3 protein-coding genes are annotated in these 23,139 nt (G+C 41.0%); all 3 read right to left on the bottom strand.

Features of this window, described 5'->3' with window-relative positions; all coding sequences use genetic code 11:
- Nucleotides 1-9: 9 nt before the first annotated feature.
- From fabD to HHL23_RS04015, 3 genes are read right to left on the bottom strand one after another with little or no spacing between them, the layout of a single operon-like run.
- Entirely contained in the window at nt 10-2,244 is a 2,235-nt protein-coding gene (gene fabD, locus HHL23_RS04025) for an ACP S-malonyltransferase (RefSeq protein WP_169233534.1), read from the bottom strand.
- Complete coding sequence (locus HHL23_RS04020) at nt 2,241-11,585, bottom strand: non-ribosomal peptide synthetase (protein WP_169233533.1); 9,345 nt, start codon at nt 11,583-11,585, stop codon at nt 2,241-2,243. The genes fabD and HHL23_RS04020 overlap by 4 nt, the downstream gene beginning before the upstream one ends.
- Nucleotides 11,585-23,131, bottom strand: coding sequence for an SDR family NAD(P)-dependent oxidoreductase (locus HHL23_RS04015; RefSeq protein ID WP_169233532.1), 11,547 nt, complete (start codon nt 23,129-23,131; stop codon nt 11,585-11,587). The genes HHL23_RS04020 and HHL23_RS04015 overlap by 1 nt, the downstream gene beginning before the upstream one ends.
- Between the last annotated feature and the right edge of the window lie 8 nt (nt 23,132-23,139).

Here is a 23,139-nt window from a genome sequence, read left to right as displayed (position 1 = left end):
TTTTTTGTTTTAGTTATTATATATAGTGTTTACTTTTTCTTCAAAAAAGAGTGTAGCCTCATGCATCAGTTTTTCACCGATTTGATCAACATGACGTGCTCGCCAGGATTCTAATCCTGTTCCCTTTACCCATTGATTAAAGGCTCCCAATGCCGGACCGGTATGTATCTGAAAATCTACTCTTCGTTCACTGAATCCGTTCAACGCACTTCTGCTGCTGAATCCGAAATACCATTTGAATACCATAGCCATTTTCTGTTTTCCATTCATTTCTGCTTTTTCAATGGCATTAATATTCCCTTTTGCTAACTGGTAATTTTTGACTTCCTGCCAGATTTCGTCAAGGCTTTTTTTGAAATAGGACTCTTCAAGCTGTTTGCGAATATTTTCAGGAAGTTCTTCCAGACTTTCATAATGATTATAAAGTGTGTACAGCTTATTGGCTCTTGGAGAAAAGAGTACTCCTTTTTTGAGTACCTGTACCTTCGCTCCTATTTCAAACATATCACCCGCTGGGGCATAGTCTGTATCCTGAACATTCATTTCCTGTAACAGATCCTTAACCAAGTCGCTGGTTGCAGCCTCAACGGTACATTGATTTATGGAACCTGTGAGTACAAAATCGGCTCCCATCATAAAAGCGCAAACCACTGATTCCGGTGTGCCGATTCCTCCTGCAAGACCAATTCTGATAGATTTTGAATAACTATTGGCAGTAGAAATCTGATCACGCAATGTCCGGATTGCAGGCAAAATAACCAATGCTCTTCCGGCATCAGTGTGCCCACCTGAATCTGCTTCTACACAAATATCCTGGCTAACCGGTACTTCTCTTGCCATTTCTGCTTCCTGCTCAGTGATCTTTCCTTCGGCGATCAGCTGTTTCAATATACGTTCCGGAGCTGGGTTCATAAATACCTCAGCCACTTCGGGTCTGGATATTTTTGCCATGATCTGGTTATTGGAAATAATCTTACCATGAGCATCTTTTCCAAGTCCCTTGACGCGGAAGTATACCAACGGTTTTGTCATTTGCATAAACGCGGAGGCTTCAATAAATTTTATGTTTTCTTTCAGGTAAAGTTCTACCAACTTCCATTCTGTTTCCGGATCTCCGAAATGATGCAGCAAATTAATGCCGAATGATTCCCCGTTACTTAGAGCTGTTTTTATTTGTCTGATCCCGCTTTCAATTTCATTCATTTGCAATCCACCCGTACCATAAAATCCGAACATTTTTGCTTTTCCCAATCGAATAACCATTTCGGGAGAGGCAACTCCCCGGTACATTCCTCCGGCAACATAAGGTAATTTGATGTTATAATCCCGGCAAAAATCTTTGCTTCCAAGAAAGATTTTCTTTTCTCTTTCTGGAAGAATCGAAGCTTCATGATGGGTTAAGGGTGTGCAATTTTTTTTAATATCAGCCACCATTCTTGTAAGAATATGACTCCCGATTTCTTTGAATTCTGTTACTCCATTTCCCATTAAAAGCCGAATGGAATCTACCCATCTTACAGATTGTGCAATCTGAGTTGCCAAGGTTTCTTTAACCGCTGATGTGTACCAATTGGCAGTAGTATTTGCAACCACAGAAATACTTAACGGATTCAAATCAATCCCATTGATAAATTGCTCAAATTCCAAGGCTGCACTTTTCATATAGCGTGAATGGAAAGGCGCGCTTACCTGAAGTGGGATTGCCTGAATTTTTTTCTCTTCAAAATAATTCACTGCACGGCGGATATCTTCTGCCCGACCGGAAATTACAATTTGGGTCGTAGTATTATAGTTAGCAACATCAATTCCATCAAAACCTCCTTCAGTCAATAATTTATTCAATTTTTCTGTTGAAATTCCCAGAATAGCGGCCATTCCTCCTCCGGAAGCAGCAGCCATTAAAGCTCCACGTTTATGAACGAGTCTTAATCCTGTTTCAAAATCAAATACTCCAGATGCCAATAACGCATTGTATTCTCCAAGACTATGTCCAGCCAAGAAGTCCGGTTTGGAATTCTCTTTCAGGTATTCCCAGTAATGCATAGCACTCACCGTAAAAATTGCTGGTTGGGTATATTGTGTTTGTCCAAGTAAGTCGTCTTTATCTTCCAGACACAACGCTTCCAAATCGTATCCCAGGATTTCCCGGGCTTTTATTTTTATTTCCGGATATTTTTCAAATAATCCTTTTCCCATTCCTTTGAATTGGGAACCTTGTCCCGGAAAGATTAGTGCTCTTTTCATATGCTCGTAATTTTTGATGAGATGGTTACTATTTCGACCAATTTTTTCAAACTTTCTCCCTCGAAAATCGTAAAGTGATCTCCTGTCAGTTCATGATAAGTATATTTCCCTGTGAGCCAATTTTCCCAAGCCTTTGCATCTCTTTCAGATCCGATAAACGAACGGTCAGTTGCCACTAAGATGTGGGTATTGCTGTTCACTGGTGATAATGCCTTGTAATTGGAATAGGCAACACAATTATTCCTGAACATTTCGAGGAGTTTCCGGATTGTTTCCATAGTTATTTCGGCAGGGAACAGTTTTGTTTCAACAGCCTCATCCAACATTTGCTGCATGGTACTACTCTGTATAAGGCGGCCGCCTTTCTGAAAACTCAGATCCTTCAGGAACTTTTCAAAAACTTCTGTTTCGTGAACATTTTCCAATTGGTATCCGCTGGAATGGAAGTAAGAATCGATCAGGAACAGATCTTCTACCCTATCCCCCATCTGCTCCAGCTGACGAGCCATTTCAAACGAAATAATGCCGCCGAAAGACCAGCCACCTATGCAGTAAGGGCCTTCGGGCTGAACGGATTTCATGTCTTTGATATAAGCTGCTGCCATTTTTACTACATCCTGAGATTCATTTCCCGTGGCGTGAAAACCGTATACAGGTGTTTCAGGATCCATTAAACGAGCCAACTGATTGTAGCAAAAAACGGATCCTCCTATCGGGTGAACCAAAAAGAGGGGTTGACCTTCGGCATCAGCATTTCGAATGGCAACAATTGATTTTGTTGTATTCTGCCCTGAGAATTTACCGGCAATCACCTGAAGTTGGGCAGAAAAGCGGCTGTTTTGAAGCAACTCACTTAAATCAATCTTCAGCTGAAGGTTACTTTCCAACAAAGCAGCCAATCGGATAGCCAACAGGGAGTTGCCTCCCAGTTCAAAGAAATCATCCGAGCCTGAAATATGGTTTACCTGAAGCAGTTCTTTCCAAACCGTTTGAAGTGATATGGTAAGATGTTCCGATATTGTTTCCGTATTCGCTTCTTTTTGTTCAGTTATTCTCGGATCAGGAAGACTTTTCCTATCTATTTTTCCGTTTTGCGTAACAGGAAGATCTTCAAGGGAAACAATGTATTTCGGAATCATGTAGGACTGAAGCTGAGATCGCAGCTCTTCTGTCAATTCCTTTTCATCGATGGACCGGTTCTTCGGTACAGTATAAGCCACCAGGTAATTGTTGCCGATGATGTCTTTCCATACATCAACAACAGCAGCTTTTACTTGTTCAGACCGCAATAACGCAGCTTCAATATCCCCCATTTCAATGCGATAACCCTGTACTTTTACCTGAAAGTCTTCTCTTCCCAAAAACTCAATATTACCGTTTCGCATAACACGCCCCAAATCACCTGTTTTATAAATGATTTCTTTTGTTTTCGGGTGACGGACAAATTGATTCCTGGTTTTTTCTTCGTCTTTCAGATAACCTTTTGCCACTCCAATTCCCCCGATATAAATATCTCCGGTAGTAAGGAACGGGCAAGGATTCATAAATTGATCGAGTACATGCATGGTTTGATTGGCAAGAGCCTTTCCGTAAGGAATACTGCGTAACGTTGGATCAATTTCTTTAATTTCATGATAGATAGACCAGATAGAAGCCTCGGTTGCTCCGCCCAGACTAACCACTTTTGCATTCGGTACAAACTGCCTGATTCTTTCAGGAAGCGTTACAGGAATCCAATCCCCGCTCATCATGACCAGTTTTAGCTGTTTGATAACCTGTTTCTCTAACAATGCATTGTATTCAATCAGCATATTCATCAATTCAGGAACGGAATTCCAGACCGTGATTTCGTGTTCCTGAATCAATTTGATCCAATGTCCAGGATCACGCAGCTTTTTGTAATCTGGAAACACTATTGTTCCTCCACAGCCTAGTATTCCGAAAATATCGAAAACCGACAAATCAAAGTAAAGCGCTGAAAGTGCAAGCACGACACTTTGCTCATCCAATTCAAAGCGACTGTTGATATCTATACAGGTATTGAGCGCTCCCCGGTGATCAATCATCACCCCTTTCGGGAAGCCTGTAGAACCTGAAGTGAAAATGGTATACGCCAGATCACTTTCCTTTAATTCGATTTGAGGTGCTGTATCTGGCTCAGATGCAAAATCGGTATCAATATTCCAGCAACGAATATGTTCTGGGAATGCCAATTCTTTTACCGGAATAGAAGCTGTGGTTACGATCTGATTTACTTCGGCCTTTTCCAGAATATAGTTTAATCTGCTTTCCGGCATTGTAGGATCTAATGGCAGATACGCTCCGCCTGATTTCATAATCCCAAGCGTTGCAGGAACTTGTTCCCAACCCTTGTGCATCAACACCCCTATGAGCTTATTCTGGCTTGCTCCATTTTCTTTAAGCTTGTTTGCGATGCGATTCGATAAACGTTGAATTTTGCTATAAGTAAGTTGTGTTGTTCCATCAATCACTGCTGCTTTTTCTGCATACCGTTGCGCACTTTTCTCGAAAGGATCAAATAAAAAGGTTTTCGGAATTTCCATATCCGTTTCATTTGTAAGATCAATCTGTGCTAACTGATCTTCCAATACAACAGACTCCATCGGTGTATTCCAGTCTGCCGCCACAAGTATACGGATGGCTTTTTCATAGGAACAAATAATGTCGTCAGTGACACCATTCTGAAAGTATGCATCATCAATATCAAATGAAAGCAGTAATGACCCATCCGGTTCTTCACAAACCTGATGATCCATAGCAACCTGTGGAACCTGAAGACTTGCTGAAACTCTTCTGAACGGAGGCTTTTCATCGTATCCTAAGCCAAAAGCACTGGCAAAAGTTACCGGAATGGCTATTTTTCCAAGCAATCCGCGTTCGATATTAAGATCTCGAATCACCTCAATTCCGTTATATGAGTTGTGTTTCTGATCTTCCCAGATCTGACGTGAAACGGCAGCTACTTCAGCAGAAAAGGATTGTTCTTTTCTATAATCCAGTTCTAAAACTGAAATACGCGAAAAATTTCCTAGAATCTTATTGATTTCTGCATTTGGAAATTCTCTTCCCAAGGTCATTATCGTCAATGAAAAATGTTTGCTTCGGCTATATGTTGCCAGTACTTTCGTGTAAGCGGTGCATAATACTGATGAAAGTGAAAAATTGCTTTTTCGTACTTTCTCTTTCAGAACGGCAAAGGTTTCGCGGTCTATTTTCTTCTCCTTGTGCACCATTATACCGTCATCATTTCCATTGCTGTAAGCCAGTTCCGGGCCAAGTGGCAACTCTTTCAGACGGTTTTTCCAGTATGCTTTTGCATCCTTGTATTTCTGTCTGTTGCGGAACTCTTTCTGATAATCCACGTAATCCCTGAACGAAATTGTTAAGGGCTCAAGAGTTAAAGCCGGATTGGTATAAAGGTCAAATAGTTCCTTGAAAAAGATAGCCACACTACTTCCGTCACATACCAATAAACTCATATTAACCACCAGTTGATCTTTGAGATTGGTTTTGAATACCGTGAAGTCGAACAATGGCCAGCTATGTTTATCCGGACTTGATTTTCGTTTTTCGTTCACATAATTGATTACGACTTGTTCAACAGTTTCCTGTTCCATTTCAAGAAGATTCTTCATGGTCGCATCATAAGACGGAGTGTTTTCTATCAGTTGTTGTTGACCAGTTTCTAAGAACCTGGTTCTCAAAATACCATGTCGACGAATCAACTGATTGATTGCCTTATCCAATCGTTTCACATCTATGGAATCAAATTCAAAATGAACCGTCAGATGTGCTTGCTTTCCGCCCAATTCAAGTTCTTTGTTTTCACCTACCCAGTATGCCTGTTGCATATAGGAAAGTTCAAACGGGGTAATATCTTCAGAAATTTCGTTTACTGGATTAGCAACATGCTCTACAGCATTATCTGAAGTAACAAATTGTTTAATCAGGTCATCAATGGTAGCATACTGATACAAATCTCCGGCTTCGAAAGCGGTTCCAAAGGCCATATTTATTTCACGAATGATTTCTACACCATTGATGGAATCCATTCCCAATTCGCTGAATACGCTGTTATCATTGAAATCAGCACTATCAATATGCAAACAGTTGGAAATGATGCTTCTGATCGTTTTTCGGGCTTCAGAAAGATCTCTTCCGGTCGTTTTTTCAAGAAGAGGGATTTTTTTTTCAATATTTACAGTTTGGTTATCAAGAGTTTCGATTGCAGGTGCTTTTTCTGTTAACCCGGAAATATGGTTGGCCAACTTCCCCAGTGTAGCGAAATGGTATAGAACTGCCCCTTCCAGATCAAGATCGAATCTGGTATTGATTTCCCTCAGGATTTCGACTCCGTTAATGGAATCCATTCCAAGTTCTGTAAAAACACTGCTGTCGTTGATAGCAGTAGGTTCCAGATGAAGTGCTTCTGCTACAATCTCTTTTAAGGGAAACAGTATCTCAGTATCTGACTGCATCAGTTCAGATACAATAATCGGTGTGTTTGTACTGATTTCGACAGTTTTCGAATCGTGACCGCTCAAATGAGCAGTAAGCAAATTGATTGTCCCGTATTCATACAAAATTGGTCCTTCAAGTTGCAGTTGCAGGGTTTCATTTATTTCCCGAATTATCTCAACACCATTGATGGAATCCAATCCTAACTCAGTAAATTGAACATCAGCAGTAATTTCCGAATCCGGAATATGAAGTATTCTTCCCACAATTCCTTTCAGGGTCAGGAACAATTGCCCCTCGTTTTGTTCATTCAAATGTGGATTCTGAACCTGTATATTACCTGATGACAGCTGGCTCAGAGTTACTTTTATTGTTTCCGTAGAGTCCGGGATTGATTTTCTTTCTGCGACTTCTACCGGAGGTACTAACCTAACTTTCCCGGACACTGCATCCTTTTCTGAAATTACGGAATTAACAACCGGTGTTTGAGGTTTAGAAAATTGTTCAGTTATTTTCTGTTTTACTTCGGGCTGTGCAAAAGTAATTTTCTGCATTTCTACTTCCCGGGCAATGTGTTCTGTTTGTTTCAGAGAAAGGTCATGAGCCAGTTTTTCTTTTAAGAGTTTCAATGCCAGAACTGGCTTTGTTACCATTTCACGGGCAATTTTCAAAGCTTCTCCCATGACATCCGTGCTGATTCTGACAGATGAGCCTTTTTCACGCAATTCTTTTCCGCTGTACATTTTTCCGGTAAAGAGCATTTCATTAGCTATGTTCACTCCCAATTTTTCTCCTAGCAGGAAAGTAGCTCCCATTCCCGGAGTAAATCCATAATTCATGAAATTGGCACTGTAAGTACTCTTTTCTGAAAGCAACACCACATCACCATATAATCCAAGAACGAGCCCGCCACCTAATGCATGACCTTGCATTGCCGTAATCACCGGTAAATCGAATTCCAGCAACCCCTTATATAAAAACGGCAAATCTGTATAAGCTCCTTTGTTTTCCGAAAGGTCTGTAAGTCCTTCCTTATCTCCGCCCATTGCAAAAATGGTATCGTACCCAGTCAGAATTACCACTTTCAAATCTGTTCGCTTGCTCAATTGATGAAAAGCCAAATAAAGGTCATTTACCAGATCATAAGTGAACATGTTTTTTGAAACCCTAGATTCCATTGTGACAACTGCAATGCCATTTTCCGGGAAAGTTGTATTTACCGTTCCCGTTGACTTCCATTGCATACCGTTGAGGTACAGCGATTTTGAAATTGGGAAAATGGTCGGCTTTATTTCAGCATCGATATTCTTTTTGATCTCTTTATCCAGAAAACTATCGAACCAATAGCGCTTATTGTCGAACGGATAGGTTGGTAAACTGATCTTATTCGGGAATCTACCGTTATAGATCTCTAACCAGTTTACATTTGATCCGTTTAACCATTGACTTGCCAATTCATTGAATGTAGAAAAAATCACTTCGGTTTGAGTGACATTTCCTAAATAACCTGTACGGTATTTACCTGGTTCTCCGGCAAGAAAGGCATTTAGCTGCTTTATGAGATCATGCGGGTTAGCTGCCTCAATTACCAAACGATGTTCCATAGCCATACGCCCGGTTTGAAGCGTATATGCAACATTATAAATGAACAGATCTGCATGATCCTGAATGTATTGTTTGAGTTTTCGTGCATAATGTTGTAGCTGCTTTCCGTTTTTTGCAGAAAACACCACCAGTGCAGGATCTGTTGATATATATTTTTTTTGTAACGACTTGTATTCCTGAACAATTATGTGTGCATTGGAACCACCTGCACCGAAACCACTGATTCCCGCTGTTCGTAATGTCCCTTCATCAACATTCCATTCTTCCAGCCTTTGCTGCACCGAAAAGGGTGTATCACCAAAATTGATCTTCGGATTCAGATTTTGGGAATGAAGAGATGGAACCAATTGTTTGTATTTCAGCTGCAAAAGTACTTTCGTTAGCCCTGAAATCCCAGCAGCAGATTCACAATGTCCAATGTTGGACTTAATGGAACCGATTTTACAGAATTGTTTTTTTCCTGAATTAAAAGCTTTGGTCAATCCTTCAATTTCTATTGGATCTCCCAAACTGGTTCCTGTACCATGAGCTTCAACATAACTGATCGATTCCCCAGACAAACCGGCTTTTAACAGTGCGGAGCTGATCACATTGGCCTGAGAAGCAGGATTGGGAATGGTGTAGCCATTTCCTTTACCTCCATGATTGACGGCTGTTCCAAGAATTGTTGCGTAAATCTGATCTCCGTCTTTTTGCGCATCTGAAAGTCTTTTTAATACTACAGCGCCAACACCTTCGCCCGGAACAAATCCCTGACCGTTACTTCCAAAACTTTCGCAACGGCCATTCGGTGACAAAAATGTGCCCTGACTCAAAATCAGGTATTTGTTCGGATGCACGGTAAGGTTTACACCGCCGGCAACCGCAACATCCGTATCACCAAATTTGAGATCGTTACATGCCATATGAATGGCTGTTAAAGACGAGGAGCACATAGTATCAATTGCAATACTCGGCCCGTTGAAGTCCATACAATATGAAACCCTGTTTGCTATCCCAGCGGGATTAGCTCCTAATGCAACTCTTCCTGTTTGAGGATCCATTGCAGCGCCGTGCAGCTGGTATTCTTCATACATTACCCCGACATATACGCCAGTTTTGACAGCGTTACGTTTACTAAAATCTGTGTATTTATATCCGGAATCTTCTATGGATTCCCACGCTGTCTGAAGGAACAGACGTTCCTGCGGATCCATCCGTTCTGCTTCTCTCGGAGAGATATTGAAAAACAATGGATCGAACTGATCAAAATCATCAATAAAACCTCCGTAAGGACAGTAATTTTTGCCATGTTTTCCTTTCAATGGGTCAAAGAATTTTCGATTATCCCATCGATTCAGCGGAATTTCAGAAATCATATCTTTTCCTTCAGACAATACCTTCCACAATTCATCTAAAGTTTTAGCTCCGGGATATTTACCACTGACACCAATAATCGCAATAGGTTCATGGATAGCTGGAGTACGCACAGATGGTGAAGTTTTAACCTGAACAGGCTCAGAGATTGACTGCCCCGATTTCGAAGCAAAATACCCAGAATAATTTTCTGAAAAGTACTGTGTCAGCTCACTGATTGTTGAATACTCGAAAAATATGGTTGACGATATAACGGGAATGATGCGTTGTACTCTTTTCGTAAGTTCTCCGATCATAATGGAATCCATTCCCAATTCATCAAGTGGGACATGAATGTCAATTCGCGAGGCATCGGATTGCAGCAGTTCAGCAAACAAATTAATAAGGTACTTCCCGATTTGTCTGGGCTCAAAAGAAACCACATCCTCTTTCAAATCAGCAGCAGCAATAAACAACGGATTAACCGTTTGTGCTGATAAGTAAGCTGCCAATTCATTAATTGTTCCATATTCGAACAAAAGCGTTGCTGAAATGTTGCCGTATTTTTCCGACAATTGTTTGGAAAGTGTCCCTATCATAATGGAGTCAACTCCCAATTCATCAAACGGAGCATTCAGATCCAGGCGCTTTACATCACATTGCAAAACGGAGGCAAATACGTTTTTGAGTTCTTCCAGAATGAAATTACAGCCTGAAGTGGAATTTTTCTGAACTGCTGCTGCAGACAGAGTTTGTGCAGGAGTCATTTCTTGTTCGATCCATCCATCACTATAAGCAGCAATAATTTGCTGGGAGCAGCTGTTACCGGAAGGATAAACAGTGCTTCTGACAAAACCGGTTTCTTCAAGTACAGTTGTCCAGTTTTCAAAAGATAGTCCCGGATTGTTTTTGAATCGGAGCTCTTCGTCTTCATACAACCACCATCCATCGAGAAGACCAAAGGTCAATGTCGTGAATAATTCCTTACGCGCAATTTCATTCATAAGTATCACACCGTTTGCTTTCAACAACTTTTTCAGTTGTGTAAGCGTATGAGTAATATCTCTTGTAGCATGCAATACGTTGGCTGCAATGATAATATCATAAGCACCCTCCAGGAATCCTTGTTCTAACGGATCATTTTCAATATTCAGGATAGAGGTTCTAAATCCAGTAAAATCTGATTTGAACAGGGATTCAGCATTGAACAGAAAACTTTTTGATAGGTCTGTAAAATGATAATCAATGAACTCTTTTTGTGTAATCAACTTATTCAGCACACATTTAGTTGTACCGCCTGTTCCAGCACCGATTTCCAAAATCGTGATTTTCTTTCCAGCAGTGCTGGCAACTCCGGTTTGTACCAGACCAGCGAGTAATTCATTGAAATAATCTGCTTGCTTGTTGCCATTGTAAATTCCTTCCACCAATTCTAGTGAGCCCAATGGAAAAATAATGTCTGTGGCCCGTTTTTTTCCTGTGAGAATATCTCCGTAGACTGCAAAGCAGAGGTTCATTAGCCTGGTGTGCGGTTCAAAATCAGGATAAGTTTTGCCGAAATCAGCAAGGTCTGAAAGTACATTATCGATCGACCGGATTTCGCTGGAAATATGCAAATAATCTCCGGATAGGGTCAAATAACCGTTTTGAACCAGTTCTTCTATCAATTCTGTAAACAGTCTCTCATATTTTGGCAAAATATCCAATTGTACTGCCAGTTCACCTATTTTACTCAATTGATTTCCGTTTTCTCTCAACCCGAGATTGTGTATTACTGCAATCAGCCCCTGAAAAAGAATTTTCTCCATTAGACTGACGGTTTCTCTTTCTACATTGAAACGCTGTGGTTCAGGTATATTCAATACTACCTGAGAATATTGATTTACTTGTGATATCTTTTTGTTTTGATTGATTAAGCTCATTAGTTCAGAAATTTAATTGCAGCCAATTGTTTTTGTTCTCCTGCTAAAATTTGTTCAAGAATTTGCATTCCTTCTTTTGCATTAATGCTTCCTAGCCCTGAAGCGGCCAGTTTTGCTCTATATTCGTCCGTAGAAACGATTCCTACATCCCCCCAATATCCCCAGTTGATAATATACACCGGAGTTTTTTTCCATTGTTGCTGCAAAGCATGTGCATAGCTGTCCTTGTATGTACAACCGGCAGAATAATTACTTTGTCCGGCAGCATTTATCTGAGACTGAATGGATGAATAAAAACAAATAAAGTCCAGTGTTTCTCTCTTGAATATTTCGAAGAGGTTTTGCGTAGCCAGCGACTTCGGTTCAAATGCCATTTTAAAAGATTGCTCCTTCATATTTTTAATCAGGCGATCATTCAAAACAATTGCAGAATGGAAAATTCCATTGATCTGAAGTCCCCGTTCCAGGAATAACTTATGAATATCTCCTACTTCATTTTTTTTTGTAGCATCACACTGGAAATATTCCGGTCGATTAGAAGGTGTTCCAACTGAATGAATGGCTTTCTCCAGCTCTGAATCCATTTCTCTTCTTCCCAACCAGATCACTTTAGCATTGTATTGCTTCATGAGATAATCAGATGTTACACGACCTATTCCTCCGGCTCCACCCAGCAAGAGATATACTCCACTTTGCTTTAGTTTGGATGAAACAGCGGCATGCTGATCTAGTGGTCTCAACTCAGATCTGAACAGAAAACCATTTCTGTAAGCCACTACTGCTCCATCCTTATTGGATGAATAGGACATCAATGTATCCCAATTCCAGGTAGTTTCGGTTCCGAGATCAATCATTCGGATAACCCATCCCGGCTGCTCTTTTGCCAAAGATCCGATGATCCCGACAATGCCACTTCCTTTTGGATTGACCGTATCTGTATCCAATACTTTCTGAGTATTTCTGGTCAATACTGTTAACTCTATTTTCTTTTGGTTGAAATTACTTTCCTGAAGCATTTTGATAGCTCGAAAAACAGTGTATTCCATTTGTTCCAGGCTGTCTTCATGATTGTAAGCCGATTGAAGCCCATGCAAAAGATATACTTGTACAACTCCTTCTGGAGCATGATCCAGGGTATCCAGGTGTAACGGGATTATCCCTTTATCCTTCAGATATAGTGTTAAGCTATTCGATAGATTTCTATCAGTTTGCTGTCCGATGATTAAATGTTGTCCGTTACTTAAAATAGGTTGCACAAGTCCCTTACCTGTTTTGATTCTGTTCCATTTCGGGATGTATAAATGTTTTTTTCTGTTTTCTACAATTTGGGGTTTGCTTGCTGCTCCATGTATTATTGGGAACACCGTTACTTTTTGCGCTTTTGCCAGACAAAAGCCTTCCTCATCATAGATTTCGACAGTGAATACAGTTTTACCCTGTACATCCCGTTCTTTTCGCGCATAGGTCCAAACCTTTTCAGGCATTGACCGGTACAGCAACAAATTTTCAATTCCAAAAGGTAGTTTCAGTGTGAAATTGTTGTTATCTATGCCTAGGCAAGTTTGAAAACAACTGTCCAACTGACCCAAAACGGATTCTTCAGATTGGTTTTCAATTTTTTCCGAATAAGCCCATGCTTCATTTTCGTTGAAGTATAACTTTTTCAATCCATTAAAAAGTGGACCGTATTCCAATCCCATAGAGGCAAGTTGCTGATAAAACTCACTACTTTCCAAGGTAAAAGAAAGCAATTTGCATTGTTCTTCTCCACGGCGTAACACAGTCGGTTGTTCTGTTGAAAATGAGGTGAATCCTTGCGATTTCACTTTAGTTTGGCCATGCTCTTCTGTCGTAATCCGGTACTCAAATTCCTGGTCATTTCGTTTGATTTCAACCTGAAAGATAAGTGGTTCCTGCCCAATATATCCGGGATCTAATAATTGAACGTTACGGAAACGATTGACTTCCAAACGAAATCCTTGTTTCATAGCTTCTTTCACAATCTGTAGATAATATACTCCAGGTATGATTTTTCTTCCCTGAACTTTGTGATCGTTTAACAAGGGGCTGTCCGGAGCTATCGTGGTTTTGTATATCCATTCATTCAATGGGGTATTTACAACTGCTTCGATTGGTTTTGCATACACTATATCCACCCAGTGACGTTCTTTTTCAAAAGGATAGGTAGGCAGACTGATCTTTTCGGGGTTTTCTTCACCAAATAAAGATTCAGCGTTAACAGACTGGCCTTTTAACCAACTGTTGATAATTTCCTGTAATCTTTGATCTGTAGCTTGTAATGCCTGCTGGTGGATAACCTGAGATTTTATATTTCCCGTTGCATAATTAGCACCTGTTCCTTTCAGATATTCCTGCAATGTACCAAGCAAATCTGATTGTGTTACAGCAACAATAGCCAAACGTTCAGGCATTGCTTCTCTTCCGGTTAGAAGTGTGTAGGATACATTATTTAAATTACGTTTTTCCTGAAGAAACTCACAATACAGTTTTACCGTTTCAACCAATCGTTCCTTGTTTTTTGCTGAGAATAAGAATAGTCGTTCCTGATCTTGAACCTCTGTTTCCGGTAATTGCTCAAATGCCTCCAATACGATGTGGGAATTGGTTCCACTGTATCCAAAACTACTGACGGCAGCTCTGCGAACCCTTGAATCCGGTAGCTTCCATTCATTGAGCTTTGTATTAACATAAAAAGATGTTCCGTTTAACTGAATATGCTCGTTGCATTGATTATAATGCAATGATGGCGGAATCTGTTTATTCTTCATAGAAAGGACCACCTTGAGCAAACTAGAAATTCCGGCGGCGGTCAATGCATGACCGATGTTTGTTTTTACACTGCCAAGTGCACAGCTTTCCGGTTTAAAATTCTTTCCAGAATACACTTCTTTCAGTGCTTTGATCTCAATCGGATCACCCAATTTCGTTCCTGTTCCGTGCGTTTCTACATAGGAAATACTTCCGGGATCAATATCAAAACGGTTTAATACCTGTTGAATAAGTTTTTTCTGTGAATTGGCGCTTGGCGCCATAATACCATTAGTTTTCCCATCCTGATTAACTGCGCTACCTTTGATAACCGCATAAATATTGTCTTTATCATTGATTGCCTGGTGTAATGGTTTTAGTAAAACCACACCCACTGCTTCTCCCGGAACAAAACCATTTGCCTGGTTATCGAATGTATGGCATTTGCCGTCTTCGCTCAACATTTCGGTCTTGCTGGTAAGGATGTGCATACTTTCCGTGGTCATAATATTTACGCCACCAGCAATAGCCATTTCACATTCACCATTCCGAAGACTTGAACAAGCCTGGTGAAGAGCTACCAACGAACTAGAACAGGCTGTATCAATGGCAATTGCAGGCCCCTGCAAATTCAGCAAGTAGGAAATACGGGAAGCAAGCATAGAAGTGGTTACCCCTGTCAATACATGATTATCCAATAACTCGTTTTTCTTAAATCGGTCAAAATAATCTCCCGGTCCAACACCTACAAACACACCACAGGCACTTTCTGAAAGACTCTCCGGGGAGTACCCCGCATCTTCAAATGTTTTCCAGACTTCTTGCAGGAATACCCGTTGCTGGGGATCCATTTTTTTGGCTTCAGCCGGAGAAATATTGAAGAAATAGGCATCAAATTTATCTTCATCATTAATCGCTCCCATCCATTTTCCATAGGATTTTCCGGCAAGTCCTCTTTCTTTGGAATAAATGTCTGCTATAGACCATTTCCGTTCCGGAACTTCAGTCACGCTGTCTTTTCCTGAAGCAAGATTTGTCCAGAATTCATCAACATTATCTGCTTGCGGAAAACGGCCGCTTATCCCGATAATAGCAATATCTGTTGCTGAAATCTGCTGTTGTTTTTCTTCAGCCAACGCAACGCTTTCTTTAACTGGAGTATAATATGGCTCAGCCATTATCCTCGTTTTCTCCGGAAGTTGCCCTGCAATGAAATTCGCAAGCTTCCCGATATTGAAGTAATCATATAAAATAACTGTTTCTAATGACAAATCAAATTGTTCATTGATTGCTCGTACCGCTTCAACGCCACTGATAGAATCTACTCCAAAATCAATAAAAGATTCATTGATGGATAGTTCTTCAACAGGGAGGTTCAACATTCGACCAAAAATCTGTTTCAGCATATCGGTTACATCTTCAGTGTTGTGCTGTACATGCTCTTTCTGCAACGGTAAGACCATTGGTTCTGCAAGCAGTTGAACGAGCTCTTTTTTTGGCATATCCAGAATTACCGTCGTTGAATTCTTTTCAATAAATGCTGATAAGGCATTGATATTCGGATAGTCATACAGCAATACCGCTTCCAACTGAAGATCGAATTTGTCATTAACAGACCGAATGAATTCCACTCCGCTGATGGAATCAATTCCCATATCCAGGAATATATCTTCTGCTCCAATTTCGTTTGCCGGGAGATTCAATAATGCAGCAGCACAATCTTTCAGAAAACCAATGATACTTCCGCTTTGCATGATTGCTTGCTGTTGATCTGCTTTAATCTCCTCTTCTTCCCTTTTCGATTCAACAGATACCGGTTGAGTGATTGGCTTTAGTTCACTGATGAAATCTGATTGTCCCACATCACACAGGGAAACTTTTCGGAATGGTTCGGAAATGAACGGTTTTACTCCCTTGGCAGCAACCGTATCAGGGTGTTCAAGTTTAACTTTGGAGTGAATCGGAACAATCGTGTTTTTATTCTCCGGATTTACTGGAGCGGGACGATTGAATGTTGCCGTAATGAGGTTTCTGACTTCATCTGTATGAAATGTTTTATCGTGCATTTCCAGTTCCTCCCTCACATGCTGCTGTAAATCTTGCAGCATTCGGTCAGAAAGATTTCTTTTCAGAACTTCTAATGCAATTTTCGGTTTGGAAGCAAGTTCTTTTGCTGTCCGGATGGCTTCTTTAAGCACATCTCCGGTAATTTTTACAGTTGCTGCTCTTTCTCTCAGCTCATTTCCACCAATCAGTCGTGCAGTGTACATCATTTCCTGAGCCAGCTGCTGACCAAGTTTCTTCGGCATGATATAGGTTGCGCCCATTCCGGGTGTAAAGCCGTATTTCATGAAGTTGGAACTGTAAGTAGACCGCTCATCCATATAAACAATATCTCCGTACAACCCAAAGATCAATCCTCCACCAACAGCCATTCCCTGTATTGCTGTAATAACAGGAACTTTAAATTCAAGAAGTCCCTTGTACACAAATGGCGCATCGGTATATTTTTGTTTCTTATTGGCAATTCCATTCAAAATATCCTGCGAACCACCCATACAAAATACATTGTCATAGCCGGTCAGAATCACAACTTTCAAATCAGCCCGTTGTTCCAGTTCTGAAAAGGTTTTAGTCAAGCTTTTGATCAAGTGATCATCAAGCATGTTTTTGGTTTCGCGGGATTGCATTTTCACCATCACAATTCCGTTCCCAAATTCTTCTATTCCAATTTCGTTTCCAACGACATGGTCTACCAGCAAGAATTCTTTACTGTATGATTCTTTGGGCGTATTGATCTCCTGAATTTCGGTATACCAGAAGCGTTCACGTAGGAATGGATATCCGGGAAGCTCTATTCTTCGTACTTCGGCCGAATTGTAAAACTGTTTCCAATTTACCGGCTGGCCTTTCAACCAGGAATGCATAACTGATTCCCATTCATTCGAAGCCTGAAGGTTTCGCCGGACAGCGATCACGGTATCTTGTTCGTTGAAAGTTTTCATATCTGCCATTCCTGAAACAAATGCAGATTGTTTTCCAAGAATCACCTGCTCCAATTGTTGTTTTAAATCATCCGGCGAATCAGTTACTAAAGCAGCTCTTATCAGCATCGCATCTCTTCCCACAAGCAGCGTTTGAGCGATATCGTGTAACGAACAATCTGAATTTTTCTGAAGAAAGGCAAATAGATTTTTCTGAATCGTCAGAAGTTGGCTTTCTGTTTTAGCAGACAGACAGATTAATGTTTTTCCTGGTTCAAGTTTCTTTGCTGCACTGCCAGCATATTCTTGCAGAATAACATGCGCATTGGCTCCGCCGAATCCAAAACTGCTCACTCCTGCTGTTCGCACTTGCTGATTTGCAGACTCCCAGTTTTCCGTTTCTTTAACTAATCGGAACGGGCTGTTGTTTAATTTTAACAACTCATTCGGTTCTTTGAGGTGGGGATTTCCACCCAATGTTTGATGATTCATACACAGAAGAGTTTTTATTACACCGGCAATTCCAGCAGCTGCTTCCAGGTGACCAATAGTTGCTTTTACACTACCGAGTGCACAATTTGACTGTTTTAAAGGAGAATCTCCTTCCAGCTCTTCAAAAGCCATTTTAAGCGCCTCTGTTTCAATAGGATCACCAAGAGGTGTTCCTGTTCCATGCGCTTCAATGTAACTGATATCATTCGGATGGAGTCCCGCTTTCTGAATGGCTTGAATAATGAGGTTTCTCTGTGCATTGGGATTCGGAGACGTCAAGGTGCTCACTTTCCCACCGTGGTTTTCAGCCACAGATTTAATGATTCCATAAATATGATCTCCATCCCGTTCAGCTGCGACTTTGGATTTCAACAGTATCAATCCCATTCCTTCAGAGCGAACGTATCCATTTGCCTTTTTATCAAAGGTTTTACAACGTCCGTCTTTGCTCAACATTCCCGCCTGACTGAACGACAGTGTCAATTCCGGGGATAAAATAATGTTTACTCCACCCGCTACTGCCATTGAGCAATTGCCTGACCTAATACTTTCAACAGCTCGGCTTATAGCGATTAAGGAACTGGAACAAGCTGTATCGATGGGGATACTCGGACCGTGAAGGTCAAAAAGATAGGAAATTCGGTTTACCAATACCGAATGGGTATTTCCGGTAGCGTATTGTGCGTATTGATTGAGTCCCTTTTCCTTGTTGATCAGGGTTGCGTAATCTGCACTGGATACACCGATGAATACTCCGGTATCAGTTCCTTTCATTTGTTCCGGTGCAATTCCTGCGTGTTCAAATAAATGATAGACTCCTTCAATGGTAATGCGATGCTGAGGATCCATCAGTTGCGCCTCTAGCGGAAGCACCCGGAAAAATTTGCAATCAAACTTATCTATATCGGAAATGAAGCCTCCGAATTTTGCTTTTGTTTTTCCGCGTTCTTTCTTCTCATCTCCATAATACGTTTCCCAGATCCAACGATCTTCCGGTATTTCAGTGATCAGGTCTTTCCTTTTCAGGATATTTTCCCAATAATTCTCCAGTGTTTCTGCCCCCGGAAATCTGGCTGTCATACCAATTATGGCAATTTCATCTTCAAAAGCTACCGGGATTTCTGTCAGCTGTTTTTCAGGTTTAATTTCCTTTGGTTCTTCTGTTTCCGTTACAGGTGCTGCCAATGGTTCCTTGTATTGAAGATGTGCAAGTTCGGAACTGTACGTTGCTGCAATATGTGCAGCGAATTTTCGTATGGTATCGTATTGGAAAAGTAAGGTAGGATAAAGTTCAATATTCCATTCATCGCCTAATTCGCTTGTGAGCTGAATCAAAACAGTAGAATCCAACCCAAGATCCATAAACCCTTCATCTACTAAAATATCTGCTGGTTGAATGTTTGTTTTTTGAGAAATTTTATCACGAATCAGGCGAACAATCTCATTTTCCAACCCACTAGTTAAAGGCATCATCCCTACGATTGTTTTGCTGGTAACTGCTTCTTTTTCAAAAACGGCAGGATCGGTGTACCCTAACCAGTAGTTTTCTGATTGACGCTGAACTTTTAACGGCGTTCGTTTCCAGCTCATTTTATCCTGAGTGGCTTCAGACAAAATGAGGTGGCAATTGGTCCCTCCAAATCCGAAGCTTGATATGGCCGCAACTTTCTGTTGAACATCCCATTTTTTATAGATAGTAATTGGGTAAAACGGTGATTCATTGAATTTAAACCGCGGATGTGGTTTTTCACAATGAATTGTAGGAACAAGTTCACTGTGCTGCATTTGCAGAATAATCTTGATCAATCCGGTAACACCAGCTGCGGTCATTGTATGTCCAAGGTTGCTTTTTACCGAACCGATCGCACAAAATCCGGTTTTATCTGTTTGTTGCTGATAGACTTCAGAAGCTGCATTGATTTCAATCGGATCTCCAAGCAACGTTCCTGTACCATGTGCTTCATAATAGGAAATCTGATCGGGATTTACTCCTGATTTTGCCAAAGCTTCTGCAATTACAGCTTTCTGACCTTGTTTATTAGGAACGGTAACTCCCATCGTTTTCCCATCGTTATTAACTGCTGAACCCTGCACCACGGCTAAAATCCTATCTCCGTCCAGCAACGCCTGTCCATAATCTTTCAATAGCACTAATCCACCTCCTTCTCCCAGTACAAAACCGTTCGCACGTTCATCAAAAACGCAGCTTTTTCCATCGGCAGAAAGAACATTTGCCTGGCTAAACCCTATATGTCCGTATTCGTCTACCATTACAGAAATACCGCCTGCAATAGCCATGTTCAGCTTACCCGAAAGAATAGCTTCATATGCCTGGTGAATAGCCACCAATGAGCTGGAACAAGCCGTATCGATTACCTGACTCGCTCCTTTCAAATCATAGAAATCCGACACCCTGGCAGCAATCATGTTGCTGATGCTGTTTACAATTACATGCTGATGCGTTCCCTCCGGAAGTAAATCGTATCCATTCCGGATATAATTATTGTCCTTTGCACCAATAAATACACCGGTATTGGTTCCGGCCAGTTCTTCTTTTTCGAAGCCGGAAGATGCCAGAAGATCACGTGTAAGCTCCAGAACAATACGTTGTTGCGGATCCATTGCAATAGCTTCCTCCGGCTTTATTTTAAAGTACTGAATATCAAATGCAGCAGGATTTTTCATGAATCCTCCTTTGTTCGAATAGGAAGTTGAGTTTGTTTTTGTTTGGTTATAATATCCTTTGCGAAATGATCTGTTAACAGGAACTTCGCTGATCAGATCTCTCCCGTTTTTCAAATTTTCCCAAAGCTCTTCAGTATTCTCAGATTCCGGGAAATTGCAGGAAATTCCAATAATCGCAACTCCAGAAGTTGTATGTGAATTAAATTGTTTGTCAGAAGTTACTAAAACCTGAGGGTCCATCACTGCATTTTTTTGCGGAGTCTCTTCAACTGCAACCAGTTTGTTATCTACGAGATAAGCCGCCAACTCTCCAATTGACGGATGTTGAATGACCATAGTAGGATCCAAAACACAATCATACGTTTCTTCCAGCACAGTGAGGAGTTTCATCATGATAATGGAATCCAGTCCGTAATCTGATAAGTGAGATTCTGCATCCAAATCGGATATGTTTAATTTCAGGAGTTTTGCACAAATTTCCTTTAATTGGTTTATTAATACTTCTATATTCATACCAGCGATTTGTGTTTCTTCATCGATTGTTGCGGTTATGTTGTCAAGCAGAATTTTTTTGATTATTTTTTGCTGTTCACCAAAGAGAACTAGAATGGGATTTAAGCCATTTTTCAAAATAGCATCAAAGGCTTCTATTCCCAAATTGGTGGGAAGTGGTTCCATTCCCCAATGGCGCTTTAAGTATTGTTCTGATGATTCATCGATCTGCATTCCCCCAGAACGCCACAACGGCCAGTTTATACTCAATGTCTGTCCGTGTCTTTCTCCCCGTTCAACCAAAATATTCCGGTAATGCGTATAATCATTCAGGTAGGCATTCGCCGATGCGTAATCTGACTGACCGATATTACCTAATACAGCAGACACCGAAGAAAAATTCACCATAAAATCTAGAGACTCTTCTTTGGTTGCCTCATCCAGGTGCATGATCCCTGAAATCTTGGGGCCAAACACGGCTTTTATTTCTTCATGGGTTTTATGAACCAGTAAGCTGTCTCTTAGAACTCCTGCAGCGTGGATGATTCCGGTCAGTTGGCCATATTCCTTTTTGATTTGACTAATCAGTCTTTCAACAGAAACAGCATCGCTCACATCCGTTTGAATATATCTCCAAGAAGGTTGATCTGATAGTATCTGCCGCTGTATTTCATTGGCTGTTCTTCGGCCTGATAAGATAATTGTTGCCGTTGGATAATTCCTGCTGATGTGGTGGGCAAACTGTATACCCAAACCTCCGAAACCTCCGGTAATCAGGTACACTCCTTCAGGGCGAAAGGAAATGCCGTGGTTATCCGCAAGATCCACAGATCTCAGCATACGCACTGAACGAACTCCTCCTTGGTAGCTGATCTCTTTGGAAGCTGTTTTTAGTTCAGTTTTAAGTATCTCTACCCATTTCTCAGGAGCACTGAAATCTTCCACACCAAGTATTCTGCCCGTGAACCAAGAACATTCCTGTTCTGCAGATTTAATCAAGCCACGTAAGAATCCAAAGCTGTGATAACGGGAAGTGAACCCAGCAACAGTAAGATTCAACGGCGATTTACTTGTGATACTTTTCAGGATCTCGTTCTTTACACCCTCAAACAGATCGATGGGAGAAGATGAAGAAAGACAAAGTACTTTAAGGTTTAGAAATTGCGATACGGAAGCGGTAAGCTCTTCCGAAGCATCTACCAAAACAATTGTATCGGCTGAAGATGAAGAAGTATCTGCATCCGGCACAAGATTTTCCTGTTTCCAGGTGCTTTGGTAATAACTCATTGTACCGGTTTCCGATGCGACAGAAACCGGATCGGGTTGCTCCTGGCTCACCGCCGGCTTCTCAACGGCTAGTGTTAAAGCGGAAAAACCAATCAGTGAAACAAACACTTTTCCCGAATCATCACATAGGTAAATAGCATATTCCTTCAGACGTGCTTTCGGATTCGTAACTTCAGTATAACACCAAACTGTCTCAGGTAATGCGCCATATATGTTCAATTCACGAAGACTGAACGGCAATTCAAGCGAGCCTCCTTCCGGCACAAATCCAATTCCCATACAGGTTTGTAAAGCGCTGTCGAGCATTCCCGGAGAAAGAACAAAACCGTCTTCCCTTGGTAATATTATTTGAGATACGGCACGGGTTTCCGAGCAGTGCATCTCTTTGATTCCCTGAAAAGTGAAACCATAGAACAATCCACGATTCCGGAAACTGTTATAACTTTGATCTGCAGAAACAACTTGTGTGCACGACATCCGTACAGCATTCAGATCGATTGTACGCGGCGTGGGTAAAATTCCCGTGTAAACATGTCCCTGACTATGTATTTCTTTCGTACCGGAGCTTTGCGAACTGATCTCATAAGTGATTCCTGAAACATCTTCCGTATAGCCGGTTACAACATCAACAGGTTCATTCTGAATGCTAATCGGGCGCATCCAAACCACATCACGCAATCCTGTTACCTGTTTTTCAAGAATATATTCTCCTCCAAAACGGGCCAGTTCCAAGTAAGCAACTCCGGGAAGTATTTTCGTTCCCTGAACCACATGATCCGAAAGAAATGTTTCCGATCCTGTAAATTTACTTTGAAATTCTTTTACTACTGTTTTCATCTTCTCTT

The organism is Chryseobacterium antibioticum (assembly GCF_012927325.1).
GTDB lineage: Bacteria > Bacteroidota > Bacteroidia > Flavobacteriales > Weeksellaceae > Chryseobacterium > Chryseobacterium antibioticum.
This window is presented reverse-complemented; position numbering and strand designations above follow the sequence as displayed.